The sequence below is a fragment of the Streptomyces sp. A18 genome, assembly GCF_059026065.1.
The window spans coordinates 251804-277916 of sequence record NZ_JBWLKL010000007.1; the positions used below are offsets into that span (position 1 = coordinate 251804).

At 69.0% G+C, this 26113-nt stretch carries 17 protein-coding genes and 2 pseudogenes; 10 read left to right on the forward strand and 9 right to left on the reverse strand.

The features are described 5' to 3' along the window. Window positions 1-109 precede the first annotated feature (109 nt). Both AC5P1C_RS14880 and AC5P1C_RS14885 read right to left on the reverse strand, forming a co-directional pair. The gene (locus tag AC5P1C_RS14880; protein ID WP_493866269.1) at window positions 110-2416 is read right to left on the reverse strand and encodes a xyloglucanase; all 2307 of its coding nucleotides are present in this window, start codon (window positions 2414-2416) and stop codon (window positions 110-112) included. Beyond that, window positions 2413-4296: pseudogene (locus tag AC5P1C_RS14885) on the reverse strand (glycoside hydrolase family 48 protein); the annotation flags it as partial. The pseudogene AC5P1C_RS14885 and the gene AC5P1C_RS14880, both read right to left, overlap by 4 nt. Before the next feature lie 443 nt (window positions 4297-4739). On the opposite strand from AC5P1C_RS14885, the gene AC5P1C_RS14890 reads away from it, so the two are divergent. The 4 genes from AC5P1C_RS14890 (at window position 4740) to AC5P1C_RS14905 (ending at window position 9560) form a co-directional block, all read left to right on the forward strand. Next, a complete protein-coding gene (locus AC5P1C_RS14890) occupies window positions 4740-5876 on the forward strand; it encodes a glycoside hydrolase family 5 protein (RefSeq protein WP_493866270.1) in 1137 nt (378 codons plus the stop codon). Between the two features lie 42 nt (window positions 5877-5918). Beyond that, on the forward strand, window positions 5919-7295 hold the full coding sequence (locus AC5P1C_RS14895) for a glycoside hydrolase family 6 protein (RefSeq protein ID WP_493866271.1): 1377 nt from the start codon (window positions 5919-5921) through the stop codon (window positions 7293-7295). Window positions 7296-7427: 132 nt separating this feature from the next. Then, window positions 7428-8411, forward strand: coding sequence for an arabinan endo-1,5-alpha-L-arabinosidase (locus AC5P1C_RS14900; protein ID WP_493866272.1), 984 nt, complete (start codon window positions 7428-7430; stop codon window positions 8409-8411). Between the two features lie 120 nt (window positions 8412-8531). Next, a complete protein-coding gene (locus AC5P1C_RS14905; protein ID WP_493866273.1) occupies window positions 8532-9560 on the forward strand; it encodes a pectate lyase family protein in 1029 nt (342 codons plus the stop codon). A gap of 15 nt (window positions 9561-9575) precedes the next feature. On the opposite strand, the gene arfA is transcribed toward AC5P1C_RS14905, so the two are convergent. Beyond that, a complete protein-coding gene (arfA, locus tag AC5P1C_RS14910; protein WP_493866274.1) occupies window positions 9576-11090 on the reverse strand; it encodes an arabinosylfuranosidase ArfA in 1515 nt (504 codons plus the stop codon). Between arfA and AC5P1C_RS14915 the strand changes: the two genes are divergently transcribed. Then, a complete protein-coding gene (locus tag AC5P1C_RS14915; protein ID WP_493866350.1) occupies window positions 11089-11508 on the forward strand; it encodes a substrate-binding domain-containing protein in 420 nt (139 codons plus the stop codon). The two genes, arfA and AC5P1C_RS14915, sit on opposite strands and share 2 nt — an antisense overlap. Window positions 11509-11529: 21 nt before the next feature. Here the strand turns inward: AC5P1C_RS14915 and AC5P1C_RS14920 are convergent, their stop codons facing one another. Genes AC5P1C_RS14920 through AC5P1C_RS14930 form a run of 3 tightly spaced genes read right to left on the reverse strand, consistent with a single transcriptional unit; the run spans window position 11530 to window position 14686 of the window. Then, a complete protein-coding gene (locus tag AC5P1C_RS14920; protein WP_493866275.1) occupies window positions 11530-12393 on the reverse strand; it encodes a carbohydrate ABC transporter permease in 864 nt (287 codons plus the stop codon). After that, a complete protein-coding gene (locus AC5P1C_RS14925; RefSeq protein ID WP_493866276.1) occupies window positions 12390-13337 on the reverse strand; it encodes a carbohydrate ABC transporter permease in 948 nt (315 codons plus the stop codon). Before AC5P1C_RS14925 ends, AC5P1C_RS14920 begins: the two co-directional genes overlap by 4 nt. Then, complete coding sequence (locus AC5P1C_RS14930; RefSeq protein ID WP_493866277.1) at window positions 13334-14686, reverse strand: extracellular solute-binding protein; 1353 nt, start codon at window positions 14684-14686, stop codon at window positions 13334-13336. The genes AC5P1C_RS14925 and AC5P1C_RS14930 overlap by 4 nt, the downstream gene beginning before the upstream one ends. A 265-nt stretch (window positions 14687-14951) precedes the next feature. Here AC5P1C_RS14930 and AC5P1C_RS14935 point away from each other — a divergent pair, with 265 nt between their 5' ends. Together AC5P1C_RS14935 and AC5P1C_RS14940 are read left to right on the forward strand one after the other, a co-directional pair. Continuing rightward, window positions 14952-17450 (forward strand): alpha-L-arabinofuranosidase family protein, encoded by a 2499-nt coding sequence (locus AC5P1C_RS14935; RefSeq protein ID WP_493866278.1) that lies wholly within the window; start codon window positions 14952-14954, stop codon window positions 17448-17450. Window positions 17451-17511: 61 nt separating this feature from the next. Further along, window positions 17512-18009 (forward strand): peptidylprolyl isomerase, encoded by a 498-nt coding sequence (locus AC5P1C_RS14940; RefSeq protein WP_493866279.1) that lies wholly within the window; start codon window positions 17512-17514, stop codon window positions 18007-18009. A 53-nt stretch (window positions 18010-18062) separates the two neighbouring features. Here the strand turns inward: AC5P1C_RS14940 and AC5P1C_RS14945 are convergent, their stop codons facing one another. Further along, a complete protein-coding gene (locus AC5P1C_RS14945) occupies window positions 18063-18722 on the reverse strand; it encodes a ThuA domain-containing protein (protein WP_493866280.1) in 660 nt (219 codons plus the stop codon). Window positions 18723-18856: 134 nt separating this feature from the next. Between AC5P1C_RS14945 and AC5P1C_RS14950 the strand changes: the two genes are divergently transcribed. The 3 genes and pseudogenes from AC5P1C_RS14950 to AC5P1C_RS14960 all read left to right on the forward strand — a co-directional run bounded on the left by AC5P1C_RS14950 (window position 18857) and on the right by AC5P1C_RS14960 (window position 23570). Beyond that, entirely contained in the window at window positions 18857-20815 is a 1959-nt protein-coding gene (locus AC5P1C_RS14950; RefSeq protein WP_493866281.1) for a glycoside hydrolase family 127 protein, read from the forward strand. 192 nt (window positions 20816-21007) lie between these two features. Continuing rightward, window positions 21008-22192, forward strand: a pseudogene (locus tag AC5P1C_RS14955) (pyridoxal phosphate-dependent aminotransferase); the annotation flags it as partial. Between the two features lie 82 nt (window positions 22193-22274). Beyond that, window positions 22275-23570 carry an FAD-binding protein gene (locus tag AC5P1C_RS14960; protein WP_493866282.1) on the forward strand — a complete coding sequence of 432 codons (1296 nt, stop codon included), beginning with the start codon at window positions 22275-22277 and terminating at the stop codon, window positions 23568-23570. Window positions 23571-23606: 36 nt separating this feature from the next. Here AC5P1C_RS14960 and AC5P1C_RS14965 read toward each other — a convergent pair whose 3' ends face one another. Next, window positions 23607-24707 carry a glycoside hydrolase family 43 protein gene (locus AC5P1C_RS14965; protein ID WP_493866283.1) on the reverse strand — a complete coding sequence of 367 codons (1101 nt, stop codon included), beginning with the start codon at window positions 24705-24707 and terminating at the stop codon, window positions 23607-23609. 25 nt (window positions 24708-24732) lie between these two features. Next, the gene (locus AC5P1C_RS14970) at window positions 24733-26055 is read right to left on the reverse strand and encodes an MFS transporter (RefSeq protein WP_493866284.1); all 1323 of its coding nucleotides are present in this window, start codon (window positions 26053-26055) and stop codon (window positions 24733-24735) included. Window positions 26056-26113: the final 58 nt, after the last annotated feature.

Sequence of the window (26113 nt, forward strand, 5' to 3'; positions counted from 1 at the left end):
GGACGGGTCGGGAGGCGGGTGCGAAGCGCTTCGACCTGGGGCCGTCCTGACCTTAGAGCGACACCCGTGTGCTGTCCATAGCTGTGTCGAAGCGCTTCGACTCGCCTTGTCACCCCGGGGAGTTGTCGTCCCCGTAAACGATGCCACGGCCGTTCGTCGACACGTACACCCGCCCGTAGATCCGCGGATCGCCGGTGATGGCCGCGCCGGTCCAGCCCCACTGGTGGGCGTCGTCGTTGACGCGCACCCAGCTGTCACCGGCGTCGGTGGAGCGGAAGATGCCCCGCACCCCGTCGATCCTCGCGCTGGTGTAGAGCGTCTGATGGTCGGAGCCCGGCGCGGCCTTGCCGAAGCCGATCGTGTCGGCCTCCTCGACGCCCTGGACGCGGGTGAAGCTCGCGCCGGAGTCGGTGGAGTGCCACAGGCCGTACGTTCCGCCGGACTCGCCGCCCGCCAGCCAGATGTCGCCCTTCGAGCCGGGCACGGCCTTGAAGCGCACCGCACCCTCGGCCGGCAGGCCGGTGGACGCCTTCGCGGTGAAGGTCGCCCCGCCGTCCGAACTGACGTAGAACGTCCCGGACTTGAAGCCGTAGAACGTCTTCGGGTCGGCCCGGTCGGACTCGACGACCGCGCCCTGCGGGATGCCGGATGACGCCGTCCACGACGCACCCCGATCACCGCTGGTGTGCACGCCCGTGCCGTCCGGGCTCCACACGAAGCGGCTGCCGTCGGCGGACGCGGCGACCGTGCCGCCGCCGGAGACCTCCGGAGGTTCCTTGCCCGCCGACCAGCTGGCGCCGTTGTCACCGGAGAAGGCGATACGCGGCCCGCTGTCGAGCTGGCCGACGCGCACCACCGTGGCCGGGTCGGACTCGGCATGGTCGATGCTGGTCGTGGTGGTGAAGTTGGGTTCGGTGTACATCAGGGGCGGCACCTTGGTGACGTCCGTGTGCCGGAAGCCGCCGATGTCGCCGAGCGCGCTGAGCAGCGGCGCTCCGGATGCCGGTGCGGCGAGGTCGTTGACGGCGGTCTCCTCCAGGCCCTCCACCATCGGGGCTACGGTGAACTTGCCGCCACTGTCCCACTGTTGAAGGTTTCTGGTGCCGTAGACGGTGGCCCCGGTGCCATACATCATCCGGTCCGAGTCGAAGGGGTCGATCTCCAGGGCCTCGGTCATCCAGCCCAGTTTCGGGGCCTGTTCGGGCGGTGCGGGGTTCGCGCCCCAGGACAGCCAGGGCACGGACGAGACGTCCATCGTGTAGCGGTTGGTGCGCTCGGGGTAGGCACCGTGGTTCCAGGCTCCGGTCCAGCTCCCGCCGCTGTCGGTGGAGCGGAAGATCTGGGTGTCGGGGAACCAGGAGCTGTAGCCGGTGACCATGACGGTGCCCGGACGCTGCCGGTCGACGGTGAGCCCGCTGTAGCCGTAGTAGGTGTCGGCGTCGGGGGCGGGGCTGATGTTCTTCCACTCGCCGGTGCGGGTGGCGTACCGCCACACCTGTCCCTTGGAGCCGTCGTAGGGGCCGCCCTTGTCGCTGTAGGCGAGGTAGAGGTAGCCGTTCTCCGCGTCGAGCACGCCCTTGTGGGCGAGGTATCCGGTGGGCTGGTCCGCGAGGCGGGACCAGGTGGCGCCCGCATCGGTCGACCGGTAGACGGCGTTCTCCTTGTCGGCGACGCCCACGTAGACGGTCTTGGTGGGTGAGCCGGACGTGCCCGTCGACTCGTCGAAGGTCACCCAGGCGATGCCCTGGTTGTCGGAGGCGTAGCCGGTCGAATCGCCCGGGTCCTGCTGGTAGTTGCCGGGGTTGGGGAACGCGGTCACCTTCGACCAGGCGGCTCCGGAGTCGGTGGAGCGCCACAGGCCATGGCCGCTGGGCGCCCCCAGGTAGAGCACACGGTTGTCGTGCGGGTCGACGGCGAGGCGTTCGCCCATGCCGCGGCCCGGCATGTTGCCGCCGAGCTTGAAGGGCAGGTCGGCCCTCTTCCACGTCTCGCCCCGGTCCGCCGAGCGCATGACGGCGCCCATACCGGGGTCCCAGTCGTTCGTGTACGTCCCGACGGCGGCGTACACCTTGTCCGGTTCGACGGTGTCCGAGGCGATGCTGACGACCCCGGTGTGACCCCAGTCGTCCCAGCCCACCGAGTCGAGCAGCGGCGTCCACGTCTGCGACGACTCCTGCCAGCGGTAGGCACCGCCGATATCGGTGCGCGCGTACGCGAGGTTCTTCTCGGCGCGGTTGAAGACGATGCCGGGGACGAAGCCGCCGCCGTCGATGCGGACGTTCTTCCAGGTGTACGCGGCCGTCGCCTTCTCCTTGGCGTCGTCGGCCCCGGAGGACGGGGCGGCCACCAGCAGCAGCCCCGGGATCAGACACAGGGCGCCGAGCAGTTTCCCGGTGCGTGTCCTGCGGGCGGTCACTGCGACCCCGGCCCCGGTTCGAGGAGCTCCGCGTACGCCCCCATGGCAAGGGCGATGTCGGCCTGCGCCCAGAAGCGGTGGTAGGTGAACTGCGGCGCCGCTCCCCCGGCGAGATAGGCCTCTACCTTCGGCCAGTCGGGGTCGTCGCGGTAGAAGGAGCGCAGGGAGGTGAAGTCGGATCCGGAGTTGATCGTGTCGCCGTTCGGCATGGTGCCGGTCCAGCCGCTGGGGACGTACACCCCGTCCTCGAACCTGTTGTAGTCGGCGCGGGTCTCGGGCACGGCGATGCCCCGTGCGTCCTGGTGGTGCTGCCACATGCCGTCCAGGAGCGCCTTGGCCGCGGTGGCTGCTTCGGTGTGACGGGTGGCGGCTGCGTAGTACGTGAGGGTCTTGGCGTAGGCGGCGGCCACTCCGACGTCGTTGGTGCGGTCGACGACGGAGACGTGAAGTCCCGTGTTGGAGCCCGGACTTGACGGGTTCCAGGTGTCGGGCCGACCGGACCACTTGAGGGTCGAGGGGAAGCTGTATGTGCCGTCGGCGGCGATCTTCGTCTCGGACAGGGCCCACTTCACCCACTTGTCCATGACGGTCTTCGCGGTCGGGTCGTCGGTCTCGTGGAGGTACTCGGCGACCCGCTCCATCGACCAGGCCTGGAAGCCGAACCACTGGTTGGACGGCGGGTCGTGGTAGACGGGCTTCTCGTCGTAGGCCATGCCGTAGAAGGTGGGCGTGCCGGCCGGGGGCTCGGCGTAGCGGCCCTGCCAACTGTTGGTGGCGCCGCCCGCGATGGCACCCTCGGCGGACTGCAGCCAGCGGTAGAACTCGATCTGCCGGGTCAGGCTCTTGGTCCAGTCGGCCTTGCCGGATGCCGACTTGGGGGCCAGCGGGGCGTAGGCGCTGAGGGCGAAGGCGGCCAAGGGGTTCTGGTAGCCGCCGTGGCTGTGGCTCGAGCCGATGCGCCAGGCCCAGCCCGCGGAGGTGTCGGTGGCGCCACCCCAGGCGTAGTACCAGGACAGCAGGTAGTGCGAGCTGTTCTTGCCGCTGCCCGGTGCGCAGCCGGAGGGGTCGGTGCAGTCGCCGATGACCTTGAAGTACTTGTCGAACAGGGCGTAGCGCAGGTAGTCGCCCATCTTGGCCGCCTTGGCGACGGTGACGGCGACGTCGGCCTGCTTGCCCTGGGCGGAGGCCCAGACGTGGGCCCAGTAGGCGGCCTGGACGGCGCGGGCGTCGGCGTCGGGGGCGTTGGTGTACTTCCACTGCTTGGCGTAGGAGGCGTCGCCGGTGAACAGGTCGAGGTAACCGTTCGGGCCGCCGTGGGCGAACTCGTCGCGGGTGGGGTGCGGGACGGTCTCCCAGACCGACTCCTGGGAGCCGCGCTGGAAGGTGTTGATGTAGACCGGGCCCGCGCTGTCGCCGCCGTATCCGTAGACGTTGTCGACGTCCTGGAGCCAGTGCATGCCGTAGATGTCGTCGGTTCCGTACGCGCTCTTCAGCTCGGCGGCGATGGGGTCGGCGCCGGCCTGGATCGCGGGGTCGAGCCGGGCGGGGTACTGGGAGGGCTGGTCGTGTTCGGGGGCGTACGTGGCCGGTTTCGCCGCATTGTAGAAACCGTTCGTCGGCTGGTCGGCATGGCTCGGGATCATGAATTTCTCCATGGTTTCCCAGGACGCGTTGAAACGTGTCCAGTCGCCGCTGACCTTGCCGTACATGGCTTGCAGCCAGATCAGATAGCTGTATGCCTCGGATGTCGTCTCGTGCCCGTGGTCGGGCGCTTCGACAATGAGGGTTTCCACGGAGTGGTAGGGAATACCATCCGGCGAGAAATAGCCGTTCGCGGAATCGGTGATCTTCGCGTACAGATCGAGGAAACGCTGTTCGTACTCGGTGGCTGCGGGGGCGGCATGGGCGCCCTGAGCTGCGGGGTTGAGCGCCACGATGGCGGGGGCCAGCGCGGCTCCTGCACCCAGGGCGAGCAGGTTGCGGCGGCTGATTTCCGGTCTGGAGGGCGGACCGGGACGGGGAGAACGGGGGGAATGGGGAAATGCGGACATGCGGGGGTGTCTCCTGACGGCTCGATGGGGGGTGGGCTCCGCTCGGGGAGCGAAGGGAACCAGCGGGGGAACCAGTGGGAGCGCTCCCAAAATTAAGCCGGACGGTCTCGATGTCAAGAGCCGTCACAGGAAAGGGAGTTGTCGAATTAATTCGACAGCGTCGATCCGAAGAATCTGAGAAACTCGCCAACCTTTCTGTTCTGTGCGGCGACTTCCTGCTAGCTTCCACGGCACCAGTGGGAGCGATTCCGGTTCAATCCGAGGAGTCGCTCATGCCCCGTCCCCCGCGTCTGCCGCGCTCCCTTGCCGCGCTTGCGGGCGCCGTCCTCATCACCGCCGGACTCGCCATGCCCTCCGCCCTGCCGACGGCGGGCGCGGCGCCTGCCTCGGCGGCACCACCACCCGTACTGCACGCCGACGGCAACCGGCTCGTCGACACCGAAGGCACCGCGCACCGGCTGCTCGGCGTCAACCGCTCCGGCGGCGAGTACGCCTGCGTCCAGGGCTGGGGCTTCTTCGACGGGCCCGTCGACGACGCCTCCGTCAAGGCCATCGCGGACTGGAAGGCCAACACCGTACGCATCCCGCTCAACGAGGAGTGCTGGCTGGGCACCGACAACATCGACCCGCGCTGGGCGGGCGGGAACTACCGCGCGGCCATCGGCGATCTCGTCCGACGCGTCCAGGACCACGGCATGACGCCGATCGTCGAACTGCACTGGTCACACGGCCAGTACACCGGCAACTCGTCGGCCTGCTCGGACGTGCACGCCAGCTGCCAGAAGCCGATGCCGAACGCCCGGTACACCCCGGCGTTCTGGGCATCGGTCGCGAACACGTTCAAGGACGATACGGCCGTCGCCTTCGACCTCTTCAACGAGCCCTATCCGGACCGTGCGACGCCCACCACCGACCAGGCCTGGGCCTGCTGGCGCGACGGCGGCACCTGCCCCGGCATCGGCTACGAGGTCGCCGGCATGCAGGACCTCCTCGACGCGGTTCGCGGCACAGGCGCGAAGAATCTCGTGCTCGCGTCCGGCATCGCGTACGCGAACGATCTGAGCGGCTGGCTGAAGCACGCACCCACGGACCCGGCGGGCAATCTCGCCGCGGCCTGGCACGTCTACAACTTCAACTCCTGTGCCACCGCGAGCTGTTGGGACGCCACACTGGCGCCGGTCGCCGCGAAGGTGCCGCTCGTGGCGGGCGAGATCGGCGAGAACACCTGCTCCCACGGCTTCATCGACACCGTCATGAAGTGGCTCGACGAGCACCAGGCGTCCTACCTCGGCTGGACCTGGAACACCTGGAACTGCTCGTCGGGCCCCGCCCTGATCAGCTCCTACGACGGCACACCCACCCCGTTCGGCGTCGGGCTCCGCGACCATCTGCGCGCGCTCGACAGCTGACCCGCACCACCCACACCACCCACACTCGAAGGGAAGCCGACCATGAGCCGTACGCACACCCGGCACCGCAGATCCCGCACCCTCTTCCTGGCCGCGCTCGCCACCGTCCTCGCCACCACCGGCGGTACCGCGCTCGCCGTCGGCGACAGCGGAAGCGGCGCGACCCGGGCAGCCGCCGCCCGCGTCGACAATCCGTACGCGGGCGCCAAGCCCTATGTGAACCCCGAGTGGTCCGCGAAGGCCGAGGCCGAACCGGGCGGCAGTGCCATCGCCGACCAGCCCACCGGCGTCTGGCTCGACCGGATCGCCGCGATCGAGGGCGCGGGCTCCGCGATGGGCCTGCGCGACCACCTCGACGCCGCTCTCCAACAGGGCGCAGGCATCATCCAGTTGGTCATCTACAACCTGCCGGGCCGGGACTGTGCCGCCCTCGCGTCCAACGGGGAGCTCGGCCCCACCGAGATCGACCGCTACAAGAGCGAGTACATCGACCCGATCGCGACGATCCTCGCCGAATCCAAGTACGCGAACCTGCGCATCGTCACGACCGTCGAGATCGACTCGCTGCCCAACCTGGTCACGAACACCGGCGGCCGCCCCACCGCAACGCCCGAGTGCGACGTGATGAAGGCCAACGGCAACTACGTGAAGGGAGTCGGCTACGCCCTGAACAAGCTCGGCGCCGTGCCGAACGTCTACAACTACGTGGACGCGGGCCACCACGGGTGGATCGGCTGGGACGACAACTTCGCCGCCTCCGCCCAGGTCATGCACCAGGCGGCGACCTCCGAGGGCAGCACCGTCGACAAGGTGCACGGCTTCATCACCAACACGGCCAACTACAGCGCCCTGAAGGAGAACAACTTCAAGATCGGCGACACCGTCAACGGCCGTTCGGTCCGCGAGTCCACGTGGGTCGACTGGAACCGCTCCGTCGACGAGCTCTCCTTCGCCCAGTCGTTCCGCGACCAACTGGTCTCCACCGGCTTCAGGTCCGACATAGGCATGCTCATCGACACCTCACGCAACGGCTGGGGCGGCGCCGCCCGGCCCGCGGGCCCCGGCCCCACGACGGACGTCAACACCTATGTGGAGGGCGGTCGTTACGACCGGCGCATCCACATCGGCAACTGGTGCAACCAGTCGGGCGCGGGCCTCGGCGAACGGCCGAGGACCGCACCGGAGGCCGGCATCGACGCCTACGTGTGGATGAAGCCGCCGGGCGAGTCCGACGGGTCGAGCAAGGAGATCCCGAACGACGAGGGCAAGGGCTTCGACCGCATGTGTGACCCGACCTACCAGGGCAATCCGCGCAACGGCCACAACCCGTCCGGCGCGCTCCCCGACGCGCCGATCTCCGGGAAGTGGTTCTCGGCGCAGTTCAAGGAGCTCCTGAAGAACGCATATCCCTCGCTGTAAGCGCGACGCGGGAGGTCCGGGGCTCCGTCTGCGGGCGCATTGTGGCTGGCTGCGCCACGCGGCAGAGCCGCACATGTCAGCCCCCCCGCGCCCCTTCGGGGCCCGGACCTCCCCCATTCCCAGGAGACCCAAGTGAGCCGCACCCCCACCGCCCTCCGGCGCAGAGCCCTCGTCGCTCTGCCCGCCGCCGCTCTGCTCGCCCTCATCCCGAGCAGCGCCACCGCCTACCCCAACCCCGGCCATGTCACCGGCGACATCGTCGTGCACGACCCGACCATGGTCCGCACCTCATCGGGCACGTACCTGCTCTACTCGACCGGCGACGGCCTGCAACTGCGTACCTCCACTGACCGGATCGCCTTCAGTCGGAGTGGCTCCGCGTTCCCCACCCGTCCTGGCTGGTGGAACAACTACAACTCCACCGGAGACGTCTGGGCGCCCGACATCTCGCACCACGGCGGCAAGTACCTGATGTACTACTCCGTCTCGTCGTTCGGCTCGAACAAGTCGGCCATCGGCCTCGCGGCCTCCACCACGGGTGAGCCGGGCTCGTGGACGGACTACGGCCCTGTCCACACCTCCACCACCTCCAGTGACTACAACGCCATCGACCCGAACCTCTTCGTGGACGACGACGGCAAGTGGTGGCTGTCCTTCGGCTCCTGGTGGACCGGGATCAAGATGATCCGGATCGACCCCTCGACCGGCAAGCAGTACGCGGGCGACACGGCCCGCCGCTCGCTCGCCTCGCGCCCCACGGGCACCAAAGCCGTCGAAGCGCCCTACATCGTCAAACGGGGCGGCTACTACTACCTCTTCGCCTCGTACGACACGTGCTGCGCGGGCACAAGCTCCACGTACAAGATCAAGGTGGGCCGCTCCACCAGCGTCACCGGGCCGTACGTCGACAAGAACGGCGTCGCCATGATGAACAACGGCGGCACCCCGGTCCAAGAGAGCCACGGCCGCTACATCGGCCCCGGCGGTCAGTCGGTCATGAAGGACACCGACGGCGACCTGCTCGTCTACCACTACTACGACGGCCAGGACAACGGCACCCCGAAGCTCGGCGTCAACCTCCTGAACTGGAGCTCCGGATGGCCCGTCGCCCACTGACCCTCTTCTTCCCGTGATGCCCCGTGAGACGTGCGGGTGCGGCGGCAACGTCCGCCGTGCCCGCGGCGACAGACAAGGGGGCGGGATCGACCCACCCCCCGAATGACCGGAGGACAACTCATGCACGCAGCGCGCGGGACGAGCGCGAGGGCCAGGCGGATCGGCGTGGCCGCGGTGGCCGGGGCCGCGATCGCCGGGGCGGTCGCCTGGAGCGGGAACGCCGCCGAGACGTCCGGGTCCGGCGACGGCGGCGTCACGACGCCGAAGCCCGCGGCGGCAGCCGCGGGCCAGGCGGTCGGCTTCGGCGCCGGCACCACGGGCGGCGGCAACGCGACCGCCACCACGGTGAAGACGCTCGCGGCGTTCAGGGCCGCCGTCGGCGGCAGCAGCGCCAAGGTGGTGAAGGTGGACGGACTGATCTCGCTGTCCGGTCAGGTCGACATCGGCTCCAACACCACCGTGCTCGGGGTCGGTTCGGCCTCCGGGTTCACCGGCGGCGGTCTTCGCATCAAGGAGGCCACCAACGTCGTCGTACAGAACCTCGACATCAGCAAGCCCGTGGCGCCGGCCGACGGCATCACGGTCCAGGAGTCCACCAAGGTGTGGATCGACCACAACTCCTTCTCCGCGGACCGCGAGCACGACAAGGACCACTACGACGGACTGCTCGACATCACGCACGCCTCCGACGACGTCACCGTCTCCTGGAACACCTTCAAGGACCACTTCAAGGGCTCCCTCGTGGGGCACAGCGACAACAACGGCGACGAGGACACCGGCCACCTCAAGGTCACCTACCACCACAACCACTTCAGCAACGTCTACTCGCGCATCCCCAGCCTGCGCTTCGGCACCGGGCACTTCTTCGACAACTACGTCCAGGGCGCGGACACCGGGGCGCACTCCCGGATGGGCGCGCGGATGCTGGTCGAGAACAACGTGTTCCGTGACACGAAGATCGCCATCACGACCAGTCGCAGCAGCGACGAGGACGGGTTCGCGGTGGCGCGCGGCAACGACCTCGGAGGCGCCGCCACCGAGATCTCCCAGGAGGGCGACTTCACGAAGCCTCCGTACGCCTACACGGCCGAGCCCGCCTCGTCCGTCGTGGGATCGGTGACGGCAGGGGCGGGCGCGGGCAAGCTCTAGCCCAGCCTCCAGCCTCTAGCTCAGGCGGATCACATTCCATGACAGCGGCTCCAGGACGGCGCGCAACGTGCCGTCCTGGAGTGCTGTCCCGGTGACGCCGTGCGGGGTGACGCGCTCCTGCTCCGCGAGGGTGTTGCGGGCCTCCGGGTCCGCGTCGGCGAGCGCACTGTGCTCGATGACGCCCGTCAACTCCATTCCCTGGAGCGCCACTTCGAGCGGCAGTGGTTCGCTCTGGCTGCGGTTGACCGCGAAGACGGTGACCGTTCCGTCTTCGGCGCGGACAGCCGTCGCGTGCAGCAGGGGCACCTCGCCGTACTTCGCCGTCTCGTGCGTGGGTGAGTCCGCGCGTACGTCGAGGACCTGGCCCCTGCCGTGCCGCGAGGCCTGGGCGAACGGGAAGAAGGTGGTCTGGCGCCAGGCAGGGCCGCCCGGCTCGGTCAGGATCGGCGCGATGACGTTGACCAGCTGGGCCAGGCACGCGACCGCCACCCGGTCGGCGTGGCGCAGGAGGGCGATCAGGAGCGAGCCCACGACGACGGCGTCGGTGACGGTGTAGTTGTCCTCCAGGAGGCGTGGCGCCTCGGGCCAGTCGCGCAGGCTCTCCTCGATCTCGGGGTGCGGCCGGGACTGGTACCAGACGTTCCATTCGTCGAAGGACAGGCCGATCTTCTTCTTCGACTTCAGGCGGGCGCCCACGTGGTCGCAGGTGGCGACCACGTTCTCGATGAAGGACTCCATGTCGACGGCGGAGGCGAGGAACGAGTCCCGGTCGCCGTCAATCTCCTCGTAGTAGGCGTGCAGGGAGATGTGGTCGACGAGGTCGTAGGTCTCGGCGAGGACCGTGGCCTCCCAGGCGGCGAAGGTCGCCATGGACTGGCCGGAGCTGCCGCAGGCGACCAGCTCGACGTCCGGGTCGGCCTGGCGCATCGCGCGTGCGGTCTCGGCGGCCAGGCGCCCGTACTCCTCGGCGGTCTTGTGGCCGGTCTGCCAGGGCCCGTCCATCTCGTTGCCCAGGCACCACAGGCGGATGCCGAAGGGGTTCTTGTCGCCGTGCGCGGCACGCAGGTCGGAAAGGGCGGTGTCGGCGGGGTGGTTGGCGTACTCCTGGAGTTCGAGGGCCTCTTCGACGCCGCGCGTGCCGAGGTTCACCGCCATCATCGGTTCGGCCTGCGGCCCGATCTTGCGCAGGAAGGCGATGTACTCGGAGAGCCCGAAGCGGTTGGTCTCCGTGGAGTGCCAGGCAAGGTCGAGGCGGCGCGGCCGGTCTTCGGCGGGGCCGACGGAGTCCTCCCACTTGTACCCCGAGACGAAGTTCCCGCCGGGGTAGCGCACGGCCGTCACGCCGAGCTCGCGGATCAGTCCGAGCACGTCCGTGCGCAGTCCCGCGTCGTCGGCCGAGGGGTGGCCCGGTTCGTGGATGCCGGTGTAGACGCAGCGGCCGAGGTGCTCGACGAAGGAGCCGAAGAGCCGTGGGTCGACGTCGCCCACGGCGAAGGCGGGGTCGAGGGTGAAGCGGGCGGTGTGGGTCATGATCCCCTCAACTTGGTTCGATATACCGGACGTTGAACGATTTCCCGGACAGACCGTAAGACGGGCGCCGCCAGGGGTCAATGGGTCGTCACGACCCTTCGTCCGGCAGCCGCATCAGGCGCCGGATGGTGCGGTGGTAGATCTGGTCGAAGTCGCGATCGGCGCACTCGGCGCCCTGCGTCGGGCAGGCATCGACGTACCGGGCGAGATCTCCGTCGCCGGCATCAACGACCTCAGCGTCGCCCGGCACGTCGGCCTGACCTCGGTGAGCCTCCCGCTGTACGAGATGGGATCCATGGCCGCCCGGCACATCATCGAGTCCGCGCCGGGATCGGACGCCGACGGCGGCGCGACCACCACGCTCAGCCATCGTCTCGTACCCCGCGAGACCACCGCCCGGCGCACGCAAGAGCCGTAAGAGCCGGGCGGTGAGAGTCGGCTACTGTCCGGCCAGGCCCGTATGCGCCACGCCACTGACGATCTGGCGCTGGAAGAAGACGAAGACGATGACCAGGGGCAGGCCCGCCATCAAACCGCCCGCCATGAGCTGGGCCCACTGGATGCCGTAGGAGTTCATGACGGTCGCGATGCCGTTCGGCATCGTCATCAGGTCGGGGTTGTTGGTCACCATGTAGGGCCACAGAAAGTTGTTCCAGGACGCGATGAACGTGAAGATCCCGACGGCGGCGAGCGAGGGGCGGGACAGCGGCAGGACGATGGTGAAGAAGACCCGCCAGCGTCCCGCACCGTCGATGTACGCGGCTTCCTCCAGCTCGTGCGGGATCGACTGGAAGAACTTGTAGAGGATGTAGACCATCGCGGCGGGCGCGCACTGCGGCAGGATCATCCCCCAGTAGGTGTCGACCATCCCCATGGACTGGACGGTCGTGAAGAGCGGGACGCCGAGCACGGCGGGCGACACCATGAGGCCCGCCATCACCAGGCCGAGCAGCGCGTTCTTGCCCCGGAACTCGGTGCGCGCGAAGCCGTATCCGGCGAGCGCGCTGACGAACACCACGATGGAGGTGACGCAGACCGAGACGATGAGGGAGTTCACGAACCAGTTGGTGATGTTGCCGGTCTCGAAGAGCGCCTTCCACGCCTGGCCGGTCCACTCCTCGGGCACCCAGTGAGTGGGCACCTCGACGGCCTCGGTCTCCGACTTCAGGGAGGTGAACAGGGCCCACAGCAGCGGCGTCATCCACAGCGCGGAGACCGCGGTGCCGAGCGTGGTGAGCACGATCTGGCCCGCGGTCCACTTCTTCTTGCGGCTGTTCTTCCGAACGTCGACGGCCGTGCTCATCGCACGCCCTCCTCACGCTTGCGCAGGAGCCACATCCGGCCGAGGGCGACGGCCGCGATGAGCACGAAGAAGATGATGGAGATCGCGGAGGCGTAGCCCACGCGGTAGGAGGTGAAGCCCTCTTCGAGGGTGTACTGGACGAAGGTGCGGGTGCTCTCCTCCGGGCCCGGCCCGAAGTCCTGCATCACCACGGCCTGGTCGAAGACCTGGAGCGAGGCGAGGATCTGCAGCGTGACCACGAGGCCGGTGATGTTGCGCAGCATCGGCAGGGTGATGTGCACCATCCGCTGCCAGGCGTTCGCGCCGTCGAGCTCGGCGGCCTCGTACAGATGCCGCGGAATGTTCTGCAGGGCCGCGAGGAAGAGCAGGAAGCTGAAGCCGACCGTCCACCACAGGGTGGTGATCACGACGGCGAGCAGGGCGGTGGACTTCTGCGTCAGCCAGGGCGTGTCGAGGCCGAAGACGTGGTTGATCATTCCGGTGGCCGGGTTGAACAGCCATTGCCACAGGTTTCCGGCGACGGTCGACGGCAGCAGGAAGGGGGCGAAGAAGCACAGCCGCCACAGCCACTTGGCGCGCTCGATGTGGTGGGCGAGCATCGCGAGCAGGAACGCGAGGACGACGATGCAGGGCACCACGAGCAGGGTGAAGTAGGCGCTGTGGCCGAGGGAGTCCCACAGGAGCGGACTGTCGAGGGCCTCGCGGTAGTTGTCGAGGCCCACGAAGCGTTCGCCGGTGCCGGAGATGTTGGCGTCGGTGAAGCTCAGCCACAGGCCGCGGCCGATCGGGAACAGCACGAACAGGGCGAAGAGCGTCAGGAACGGCGCGACGAACCAGCCGCCGTGCTGCAGGCGACGGGTCAGCCGGTCCCGGAGCGAATCGGCGTCCGCGACGGGCTCGGTCCGTACGGCGGCCGGTGCGACCGTGGTGTCGACGGCGCTCACGCGGCGGATCCTCCCTCGGTCGCTGCTCTGCCTTCCATCGGGTTCTTCATGGCGACCAGCTTTTCGAGTACGTCCTTCATGCGGCGGGCCGTGGCATCGGGTCTGGCGGAGCCCACGTTGGAGGACGCGATGACGGGGCCGATGCGCTGGGCGAGGAGCCCGGTGGATCCCGCGAACCAGGCGGGCGGCTCTACCGCCATGTGGTCCATCGCCGAGACGTACTCGGACTGCGGATCGAGTGCCAGGTACTTCTTGTCGTCGAGCGTCGGCAGGTAGGCGGGGATGTGGCCGCCGCGCGCCCAGGCCGTGGCGTTCTTGACGACGTACGCGGCCAGTTGGTGCGCGCCCTCGTTGGTGGCGCCGCCGCGCTGCGACTGGTGGGGCAGGACGAAACAGTGCGACTCGGTGTGGGTGGCGGGTTTGCCGAAGACGGGCGGCAGCGGGGTCGCGCCGTACTCGAGCTTCGCGCCGCTGAAGACGGGCACCGACCAGTTGCCCTCCCAGGTGAAGGCGGAGCCGTTGACGAAGGACTCGGCGTCGGCGATGCCGATGGCGGTGGAGTAGCCGTCGGTCAGGTGCCGGCGCAGGAACTCCAGGACCTGGGTGGCCTTGTCGGTGTCGAGGGTGACGTCACGGCCGTCGGCGCTGAGGCAGGTGCCGCCGAGCTGGGTGTAGAAGGAGAGGAAGAACCACCAGGAGAAGTTGGGTTCGTCGGCCTTGATGCCGATGGTGTGGACGTCCCCCTTGACGGCCTTCTTGGCGGCCTTGAGCGCCTTGAACCAGTCCTCGGGCGAGGTGACCTCGGCCAGCTCACCGCCCGCGTCGAGCAGTCCCGCCTTCTCGCACACGTCACGGCGGTAGAAGCAGAGCTGGGCGTGGATGTCGAGGGGCAGACCGTAGAGCTTGCCGTCGACCACGGCGCGCTTCCACAGCAGCGGGTCGAAGTCCGCCTCGCCGACGCCGTACTTGGCGAGCAGCCGCACGTCCCAGGGGTCGAGCAGTTGTCCCGGGGCGAAGCCGGGGATCCGTCCGAGGTGCATCACGGCGAGGTCGGGGGCGCGGTTCCCGGAGGCGGCCATGGCCAGCTTGGTGTAGTACGGATTGCCCCACTGGAGGGTGGAGTCCTTCACGTCGACGCGGGGGTGCGCGGCGCGGAAGGCGTCGAGCATCGCGATCATGTTGGCGCCGTCGCCACCGGAGAACAGGTTCCAGTAGCGGACCCGTACATCCGCGTCCGACGCGATCGCGGAGGCGCTGCGGTTCGCGGAGGCCAGTGCGAAGCTGCCCGCGACGGCGAGCGCTCCGATGGAGCCGAGCACGCCTCGTCGGCTCGGGAGGGGTGGTGACATTGCGGCTCACTTCTGTTCGATATTTCGAATGCTGCTCGCAACTTCGAACGGGACCGTAAGGTCGAACGCAGGGCGCGTCAACGGTTCGGACAGAGCCGGACGTGAAGTCCCGGTAATTTCCAGCAAGTTGTTCGACATCACGAACCCCGAGGCGCTCCTCGGCCACTTCCTGCGCAATGCGTTGACGTGTAGCCCCCGGCTACCTAAGTTGCCGTTCGACCTACTGATCGACGTTCGAAATACCGCACAGAGACTGGGGTTACGCATGGCACGCAGACGCTGGAGAATCGGGCTCACCCTGGGAGCCCTGCTCGCCGGAACGCTCGCCGCGGGACCCACCGCCGCGGCCGAACCCACCGATTACACCATCGACGTCGATACGACCCGCACCGGCGCGAAGATCGACGACTCGATGTACGGCGTCTTCTACGAGGACATCAACCGCGCGGCCGACGGCGGCCTCTACGCCGAACTCGTCCAGAACCGCTCCTTCGAGTACTCCACCGCGGACAACGCCTCCTACAAGCCGCTGACCTCGTGGGACACCTCCGGTTCGGCCGAGGTCGTGAACGATGCCGACCGCCTGGGCGACCGCAACCGCAACTACCTCTCCCTGGACGGCGGTTCCTCCGTCACCAACTCCGGCTACAACACCGGCATCGCGGTCACCCAGGGCAAGCGGTACGACTTCTCGGTCTGGGCCCGCACGAGCGGGGCCGAGCGCGCGCCGCTGACCCTCACTCTGCGCGATGCCTCCGGCGACCTCGCCGCGGCCCGCCGCGTCACCGCGCGCGGCGGCTGGGCGAAGTACAAGGCCTCGTTCACCGCTGCCCGCACCTCCGCCACCGGCCGGCTCACGGTCGCATCGGGCGCGCCCGTCGCCCTGGACGAGATCTCCCTCTTTCCCCACGACACCTACAAGGGCCGAGCGAACGGCCTGCGCAAGGACCTCGCCCAGAAGATCGCCGACCTGAAGCCCGGCTTCCTGCGCTTCCCCGGCGGCTGCCTGGTCAACACCGGCTCCCACGAGGCGTACGACGAGCAGTCCGGCTGGCAGCGCAAGCGCTCCTACCAGTGGAAGGACACCATCGGTCCGGTCGAGCAGCGCGCCACCAACGCCAACTTCTGGGGCTACAACCAGAGTTATGGACTGGGCTACTACGAGTACTTCCAGTTCGCCGAGGACACCGGCGCCATGCCGCTGCCCGTCGTGCCCGCCCTGGTGACCGGCTGCGGCCAGAACAAGGCCACCGACGACCCGGCGCTCCTGAAGCGGCACATCCAGGACACCCTGGACCTCATCGAGTTCGCCAACGGCCCGGTGACGAGCGAGTGGGGCAAGAAGCGCGCGGCGATGGGCCACCCCAAGCCGTTCCGCCTCACCCACCTGGAGGTCGGCAACGAAGAGAACCTCCCGGAAGAGTTCTTCGCCCGTTTCAAGGAGTTCCGCTCGGCCATCGAGGCGAAGTACCCGGACATCACCGTCATCTCCAACTCCGGTCCCGACGACAGCGGTTCGACCTTCGACAAGGCCTGGCAGCTCAACCGTGACGCGGACGTCGCCATGGTCGACGAGCACTACTACAACAGCCCGCAGTGGTTCCTGGAGAACAACGACCGCTACGACTCCTACGACCGCATGGGCCCGAAGGTCTTCCTCGGCGAGTACGCGTCCCAGGGCAACACGTTCGCCAACGCCCTGTCGGAAGCGGCCTTCATGACTGGCCTTGAACGCAACGCCGATGTCGTCAAGCTCGCCTCGTACGCCCCGCTGCTCGCCAACGAGGACTACGTGCAGTGGAAGCCGAACATGATCTGGTACGACAACGACCAGTCGTGGGGCTCGGCCAACTACGAGACGCAGAAACTCTTCATGCGCAACGTCGGCGACGAGGTCGTGCCGTCCACCGCATCCGGCACCCCCGCCACATCCGGCCCCATCACCGGCGCCGTCGGCCTGTCCACCTGGGCGACCAGCGCCGCGTACGACGACGTGACGGTGACCGGCGAGGACGGCAGGACGCTCCTGACCGACGACTTCTCCGGCAGTGACGGCCAGTGGAGCAAGGCGGCGGACAAGGGCACCTGGGCCGTCCAGGACGGTGCGTACGTCCAGTCCGACGAGGCGGCCGAGAACCCCCTGGTCACGGCGGGCGACAAGGGCTGGCAGAACTACGACCTGAAGGTGAAGGCCACCAAGAAGTCCGGCAAGGAGGGCTTCATGGTCGCCTTCGGGGTCAAGGACACCGGCAACCACTACTGGTGGAACCTGGGCGGCTGGAACAACAGCCGGTCGGCCGTCGAGAAGACCGTCGACGGCGCGAAGCAGACCATGATCGAGGACACGACGACCATCGAGCCGGGCCGCAGCTACGACTTGCGCGTGGAGGTGCGCGGCCGCCAGGTGACACTCTTCCTCGACGGCAAGAAGTGGGGCTCCTTCACCGACGACAAGCTCGCCGAGCCGTTCCGCCAGGTCGTCACCCGGGACAAGGCCACCGGCGACCTCATCGTCAAGGTCGTCAACGCTCAGGGCTCCGATGCGCGTACCAAGGTGAGTCTCGGCGAGGGCGCGGAGGTGGGGCGGACCGCGAAGGTGACGACGCTCACCGCCGACCCCAGCGCGGAGAACACGAAGGACGCGACACCGGTCAAACCTGTGACATCGACCTTCTCAGGGGTGTCCGAGACCTTCTCGTACACCTTCCCCGCACACTCGATCACGTTCATGAGGATGGGTAAAATGGCTGGTCAAAAGGGTTAAGAGGGGCTCATTGGGGGGTTCGGTTGGCGGGTGGGGACCCGGCAATGACAGGATGAGGACCATGACAATCAAGGCTTATTTCGACATCACCATCGACGGCAAGCCGGAAGGCCGCATCACCTTCAACCTCTTCGACGACGTCGTCCCGAAGACGGTCGAGAACTTCCGCGCGCTCGCCACCGGCGAGAAGGGCTTCGGCTACGCCGGCTCGAAGTTCCACCGCGTCATCCCGGACTTCATGCTCCAGGGCGGCGACTTCACCGCCGGCAACGGCACCGGTGGCAAGAGCATCTACGGCGCGAAGTTCCCCGACGAGAACTTCCAGCTCAAGCACACCAAGCCGGGTCTGCTCTCGATGGCCAACGCGGGCCCCGACTCGAACGGCTCGCAGTTCTTCATCACCACGGTCGTGACGAGCTGGCTCGACGGCAAGCACGTCGTGTTCGGTGAGGTCGCGGACGAGGAGAGCCTGGCTCTCGTCAAGAAGATCGAGAGCTTCGGCTCGCAGTCCGGTGCCACCAAGGCCGAGGTCGCCATCTCCGCCTCCGGCACCCTCTAGCACCTGGCACGAGCCCCCGCCGCAACCGGGCGGGGGCTCACCCATGTGCGGACTCAGGCGAGGCCGGTCACGTACCGCAGGCCGCCCTCGACGTGGGCACGGAAGGCCGGGTCCGCATAGGCCTCGTCGGCGTGGCCGAGCGCCGTGTAGAACATCGGGCCGCCCTCGTGCTCGTGGCACCACACCAAGGGGTGGTCACCGCCCATGCCGCCCCCTTCGTACGAGGACTCGTCGGCGGACGCCAGGACCCGCACGGCGCCACGCGGAGAGGCCCGGAAGTCGTACCACTCGTCGGTGAACTCCCAGGTGGCGGCGAGGTGTTCGGTGGCGGGGTGCGCGTGGTCCTCGACGGTCAGACGGCCGGGCTGGTAGGCGGGGTGGTGGGCGAAGCGCGCACCGAGGAGCTCTCCGTAGTACGGCCAGTCGTACTCGGTGCAGGCCGCGGCGTGCACGCCCATGAAGCCGCCGCCTGCCGACCGGTGTGCGCGCAGTGCCGCACGCCCGGCAGGGGTGAGGACGTCGCCGCTGGTCGAGAGGAAGACGATCGCCGCGTAGCCGGACAGGTCCTGCTCGAAGGCGGCGGCATCCTCGGTCGCGTCGGCGGAGCAGCCGCGGCCTGCGGCGAGCTCGCGCAGGGCGGCGACTCCGGTGGGGATCGACGCGTGGCGGTAGGCGGTCGTTCGGCTGTAGATCAGCAGACGGGGACTACTCATGGCCCGATCGTAGGTTCCCGATGCGGTCGACCTCTCCCCCCGCGCGGGCGGGCCACGGTAGCGTCTGCGGCGCCAGCAGATTGCCGAACGATGTTCCAGATACCGAACGCACATGGCACTGAGGAAGGGCACGCATGCCCAATATCACGCCCCCGCCCTTACCTCTGGGACCGATCCGCCTCCGTACGACCAGGCACACCGCCCTGCGCCCCGCCGCCACCGCGCGCATCATCGGCGGCTTCTGGGCCACCCGGCGACGGACCAACGCATCGGTGAGCGTTCCGCAGGGGCCCGAGCGCCTCGAACAGGCCGGGAACCTCGCCAACTTCCGTGCGGCAGCGGGTGATTCGGGGCCTGGGTCGGGTTCGGGTCCTGGGTCGAAGTCGGGATCCTTCACCGGGGATTTCCCGTTCCAGGACTCCGACGTGCACAAGTGGCTCGAGGCCGCCTCGTGGCAGCTGGGGGCCGACGGCGCCGACCGTCCCGGCGAGCGCGGACTCGCCGCGGACGTGGAGCGGCTGGTGTCGCTCGTCGCCGCCGCCCAGGACCCCGACGGCTACCTCCAGACGTACTACCAGGTCGCCCACCCCGAACGGCGCTGGAGCGAGCTCGACTGGGGCCATGAGCTGTACTGCGCTGGGCACCTGATCCAGGCAGCCGTCGCGCATCACCGGGCCACGGGCCGCCCTGAACTCCTGGACGTGGCGGTGCGGTTCGCCACGCACATCGACTCCGTCTTCGGCGTGGACAAGAAGATCGACGGGATCTGCGGGCACCCGGGGATCGAGACCGCCCTGGTGGAGCTGTACCGCGAGACCGGTGCGCGGCGCTTCCTCGATCTCGCCGGCCACTTCACCGACCGACGCGGCCACGGGCTCCTCGCGGCGGGCGCCGAGCGCGACCAGGCTCGCGATCCGGGCCCGGCGTACTGGCAGGACCACCTCCCCGTACGTGAGGCGCCGACCGTCACGGGGCACGCCGTGCGGCAGCTGTACCTTCTGGCGGGGGCCACCGACCTGGCCACGGAGACCGGTGACGCGACGCTGCGCGCGGCCCTGGAACGGCTCTGGCGCGCCATGACCGCCACCAAGACCTATCTCACCGGCGGCGTCGGCGCGCGCCACGAGGGCGAGGCGTTCGGTGCCCCCTTCGAGCTGCCGCCCGACCGGGCGTACGCGGAGACCTGCGCGGCCATCGCCTCCGTGCAGTGGTCCTGGCGGATGGCGCTCCTCACCGGCGAGACCCGCTACTCCGATCTCGTCGAGCGCACCCTCTACAACGGCTTCCTGTCCGGCGTCGCCCTGGACGGCGACCGCTGGCTGTACGTCAACCCACTCCAGGTGCGCGACGACCACGAGGACAGCCCCGGCGACCGTTCGGCCCGCCGCACGCACTGGTTCCGCTGCGCCTGCTGCCCGCCGAACGTGATGCGCCTGCTGGCCTCGCTCCCCCACTACGTGGCGAGCGGTGACGCGGAGGGACTGCAGCTGCATCAGTACGCGACGGGTTCGTACGCGACGGACGGGGGCGGAGGCGGGGCGGTCACGGTGGAGACGGACTACCCCTGGAAGGGCCGCGTCACGGTCACCGTCGACGCCGCGCCGAAGGACCGCGACTGGACACTCTCGCTGCGCATCCCCTCCTGGTGCGCCGAGTTCACGGTGGCCGCACCGGACCGCCAGGACCGGGCCGGCGACCGCACCGACGCGGACCGGGGCTGGCTGCGGATACGCCGCCGGTGGCGCCCCGGCGAGCGCGTCGTCCTGGACCTCGCGCTGGACGTGCGGCTCACGGAGCCGGACCCACGGGTGGACGCGGTGCGCGGCTGCGTGGCCGTCGAGCGCGGGCCGCTCGTGTACTGCCTGGAGAGCGTGGACCAGGAGGCGGGCCTGCGCCTGGACGAGGTGACCCTGGCGACGTGCGCACGCACCGCCACCGAGCACCGGCCGGAACTCCTGGGCGGCGTCACGGTGGTCACCACCACCGGCCGATGCCGTTCGGACGGGGCTCCGATCCCGCTGACGGCGGTGCCGTACTACGCGTGGGCGAACCGGGAGGACGGGGCCATGCGGGTCTGGATTCCGAGGGCCTGACGGGCGGTATCTGACGGGCGGTATCAGACCGGCGGTGGCTGACCGGCACCAACCGGGTTGGGTGCGGGAGATGCGGGAGATGAACGACAGCTGTCCCCCATCTCACCCGCCCCACCCTCACCGCCGGTTGAGCGCACCTTGGCCCACGTACGTATGTACGGGGGACACCACCTTCACCACCCGGAGTCCTCCATGGCAGACGCGGGCAACGTCACCGCCCTCTTCCGCGCGTCCACCGCGCACAGCCCCTCGTACTCCGCGCTGAACAGGGCGGCGGCGGACGGCGGACGGCCGCTCGTCGACTTCTGCGTCCCGTGCAATCCCTACTTCCCGACCCCCGAGATGTACGAGGAGCTCGGCGGACGGCTGCGGGACATCCTCACCTACTACCCGAGCGGCGCGGACACCATCGCGGCCGAGCTGAGTGCCGTGCTCGGACTCAACCCGCAGACCGTCGTGATGGGCAACGGCTCGACCGAACTCATCACCTGGATCGACCACTTGCTGGTGCGTGACGCGCTGGCCGTGCCCGTGCCGACATTCGGTCGGTGGACCGATCAGTCGATGGAGACCGGCAAACGGGTGGACATGTTCCTGCTGCCGGAGGCCGACGGCTTCGTGCTCGACCCGACGGTCTACGTCGACTTCGTCCGCGCACGCGGCTCGCGCACGGCGGTCATCTGCAACCCCAACAATCCGGACGGAGGCATGCTTCCGCGCCGCTCCGTGCTCGCGCTGCTCGACGCCCTGCAGGACCTCGACCTGGTCGTGGTCGACGAGTCATTCCTCGAATTCGCCGACAGCGGACCGGAGTCGAGCGTCACCGACGAGGCGGTCCTGCGGCCCAATGTCATCGTCCTGCGCAGCCTCGGCAAGAACTTCGGGCTGCACGGCGTGCGCTTCGGCTATCTGGTCGCCAATCCCGGCCTGGCCGGACGGGTGCGTGCCGCGCTGCCGAAGTGGAACCTCAACTCCTTCGCGGAGACCGTGGTGTTCATGCTGAAGCAGCATCGCCACGCCTATGACCTGAGTCTGCGTCAGGTACGTCGCGACCGCCAGGAGATGATCTGGCACCTCGGTCGCCTCCCCGGACTCACCAGCTATCCCTCGCAGGGCAACTTCGTGTACGTACGACTGCCCGACGGCGTCGATGGCGCGGTCCTGCGGGACCGCCTCCTGACGGAGCACGGCATCCTGGTCCGCGAGTGCGGCAACAAGATCGGCAGCTCCAGCCGCTTCCTGCGCCTGGTCGTGCGCCCGCCGGTCGACGTGGAACACCTGGTGAGCGGCCTCGGCCAGGCACTGTACGCGGCCGGGGACGCCGCGCTCCTGCCGGCCTCCTACGGCACGGGGAACGCCGCGGTGGATCGTCTGGTGATGCGGGCCTGAGTCATCGGTGCGGAGCCGTGAACCGGAGCCGTAAAATCGTGCGCATGAACGCACCCGGGGGGACCCGCACATGACCGATGCCCACGCCTTGGCCACCGGCCGGGACGGTGCCGTGACCAACTGGGCCGGGAACATCACCTTCTCGTCCCGTGAGCTGCACCGGCCCGCGTCGCGGGCCGCCCTGCGGGCCCTCGTCGCGGGCAGTCGCCAGGTGCGGGTGCTCGGCAGCGGCCACTCGTTCAACCGGATCGCCGACGTGGACGGCGACGGCCCCGGCACGACTCTCCTCTCCCTCTGTGCCCTCGAGCCCGCCATCGACGTGGACACCACGGCGCGCACCGTGCGGGTGGCGGGTGGCGTGCGGTACGCCGAACTCGCCCGGCACGTCGCCTCGTACGGGCTCGCCCTGCCCAACATGGCGTCGCTGCCCCACATTTCGGTGGCCGGTTCGGTAGCCACCGGGACGCACGGCTCGGGCAACGGCAACCAGTCCCTCGCGGAGGTCGTACGCGCGGTGGACCTGGTGACCGCCGACGGAGAGACGCGCGTTCTGAGCCGTGGCGACGACGGATTCGACGGCTCCGTGGTCTCGCTCGGCGCGCTCGGCGTGGTCGAGGCCCTTACCCTCGACCTGGTGCCGGACTTCACGGTGAGCCAGCACGTGTTTGGTGAACTCCCCCTGGCCGCACTGGACTTCGACGCGGTGACGTCGTCGGCGTACAGCGTGAGTCTGTTCACGGACTGGCGCGGGTCGCGCTTCAACCAGGGGTGGCTCAAGCAGCGTGGAGAGGCCGCCGTCGACTTCCCCTGGGCTGCGCCCGTGAGCGAGGCCCGGCATCCGGTGCCGGGCATGCCTGCCGTCAACTGCACGCAGCAGCTGGGTGTTCCCGGGCCCTGGCATGAGCGACTGCCCCACTTCCGGGCCGAGTTCACGCCGAGCAGCGGGGCCGAGCTCCAGTCGGAGTATTTGCTCCCGCGCGAGCACGCCATCGCCGCGCTGCACGCGCTGGACGCGATCAGGGGTGACGTGGCGCCCGTCCTCCAGGTGTGCGAGGTGCGCACGGTCGCGGCAGACACGCAGTGGCTCAGCCCCGCCCACGGCCGGGACACCGTCGCGTTCCACTTCACATGGGTGCCGGATGCGACGGCCGTACTCCCGGTGGTCGCGCTCGTCGAGGAACGCCTGGCGCCGTTCGCGCCCCGGCCGCACTGGGGCAAGGTGTTCGGCGCCGCCCCCGCGGAGCTGGGGGCCCGCTATCCCCACGCCGGGGACTTCGCGGCGCTTGCCCACCGCCTCGACCCGCAGGGCAAGTTCCGCAACGCCTTCGTGCGATCTTTCGTGTGTCCCTTCCTCCAGGATCGGTGACCGTCGTCTCCAGGCGGTGACCGGGGCGGCCCTTCCTCACATGACCGTGGCGTCGGCGACGGGGATGCCGAAGTCCGGGGTTCCGTCCGCCTTCCAGCCGATCTTCTGGACGCGGGTGTGGCGGTTCGGGTCGTTCAAGGGGTCGCCGACGATGTCCTTGTACTGGCGGGCGTGGTAGACGAGGACGTCGGTGCGGCCGTCCTCGGCGACGGTGAAGCAGTTGTGGCCAGGACCGTACTGCTTGGTCGTGTCGTTGCTGGTGAAGACGGGGGTCGGTGACTTGGCCCAGGACGCGGGGTCCATCAGGTCGCTGCGGCTGTCGGCGGTGAGCAGCCCCATGCAGTAGTTGGAGTCGGTGGCGGACGCCGAGTACGAGAGGAAGACGCGGCCGTTGCGCTGGATGACGGACGGCCCTTCGTTCACCTTGAAGCCGACGCACTCCCAGTCGTACTCGGGTGTGGTCAGGCGTATCTGAGGACCTGTCAGCGTCCAGGGGTTCGCCATGCGGGACAGGAAGACGGCGGTGTTGTTGTCCATGCCTGGCTCGTACTGCGCCCAGGCGAGGTAGCGGCGGCCGAATGGGGTCTCCCCTGCTCGAACGGAGTTGAGATCGTGGGGAAGAGTGAAGGTGGTCGCGTCGAGCGAGAACGTGTCCCAGGCCGTGGTGAGCCGCCCCTTCTCCACCCAACTCCCCTTGAGGGGATTGGCGTTGGCGTTCTCCAGGACCCAGATGCGGATCTTCCATACGTCGTCGGCCGGGGCCGCGGCGAAGTAGATGTACCACTTGCCGTTGATGTGGTGGAGTTCCGGCGCCCAGATGTGCGCGGCCATGTCACCACTGGTGTGCCGCCGCCAGATGACGGACTCGTCCGCCCGCGTCAGGCCCCGCAGGGTGCGGGAGCGGCGCAGGATGATGCGGTCGTAGCCGGGGGACGTCGCGGTGAAGTAGTAGTGGCCGTCGGTGTGGCGCTGGATGTGCGGGTCGGCACGCTGCTCGACGAGCGGGTTGCGGTAGGCGGCGGCTCGGGACACCGCGTGGGCCGGTGTCTGGGCGAGGACCGGCGTGGCAGCGAGGGCGCCGACTGCCAGGCTTCCTCGCAACAGGGCTCTGCGGCTGGGTACTTCGCTGTGGCTCATGGGACTCCCTGGTGGGCGGGTCGGGTCACGTGACGGACTTCTGCGCGGCGGTCGGGGTGTCGGGAAGCGGTACGGCCGAGGGTGCGGGCGGCGCGCTGAGCGCGCGTCGCAGCAGGGGGACGGCGAGCAGGCCGAGCACGGCGACGGCCAGCAGGAACAGCAGGCCGGTCAGGGCGCTGCCGGTGGAGTCGACGACCGCGGCGATGCCGAGCGGGCCGAAGCCGCCGCCGAGATTGCCGACCGCGTTGACGGCGGCGATGCCCGCTGCCGCCGCGGCGCCCGTCAGGAAGCGCGGGATCAGCGCCCAGAACGCGGGCTGCGCCGCGTATCCGCCCACGGCCGCCGCGCACAGGCCGAGCATCTGCACGACGGGTGAGCCGAAGAGCGCGGTGACGGTGAACCCCGCGACGGTCAGGGCGAGCATCGCCGCGGTCCACAGATAGGGGGTGTCGCGGCGCGCCACCAGGCGGGGTACGACGACGAGTCCGGCGGCGACACAGACGTACGGGATGGCGGAGACGAGGCCGACCTCGGTGCTCGTCAGGTCGCCGAAGCCGTCGATGATCGTGGGCAGCCAGAAGGACAGGCCGTAGGTGGAGAGGGGGAAGGCGAGGAAGAACACGGCGGCCGTCAGGACGCGGCGGTCGCGCAGCACCCCGAGCGCGTGCTGCGGCTGTTCGCCCGCCTCCGCACGGTCGGCGGCCAGGGCGTCGGTGAGCCACTGGCGTTCATCGTCGGCGAGCCAGCGGGCCTGCTCCGGTCCCGCGGGCAGCCGGACGAGGACGACCGGGGCGATGAGCACGGCGGGGATGCCGGTGGCGAGGAACACCCACTGCCAGCCGGTCAGGCCCCAGGTCCCGTCGAGGTCCATCAGGACGCCCATCAGCGGGTTGCCGACGATGAAGGAGACGGGCGCGGCGAGCATGAACGCGCCGATGGCGCGGCCCCGGTGGCTGCCGGGGAACCAGCGGGACAGGTAGTAGAGCACTCCGGGGAAGAACCCGGCCTCTGCGGCGCCGAGTGCGAAGCGGGCCAGGTAGAACTGCCAGGTGCTCTGTACGAGGACCGTGGCGATGGTGACCAGGCCCCAGGTCAGCAGGATCCGCGCGATCCAGCGGTGTGCGCCGACGCGGTGCAGCATCAGGTTGCTCGGCACCTCGAAGAGGGCGTACGCGGTGAAGAAGAAGACCTGGCCGAGGGTGAACGCCGTGGCACTGACGCCCAGTTCGGCCTGGAGCTCCAGTTTGGCGAAGCCGACGTTCGAGCGGTCGATGTAGGCGATCACATACAACAGACCGAGGAACGGCAGCAGTCGCCACGCGGTCTTCTTGAGCACTCTGCGCTCCATGGTGCGAGCGTCCCCTCACGTTCGACGTTCGTGATTTCGAACACCATCTGATACTCCG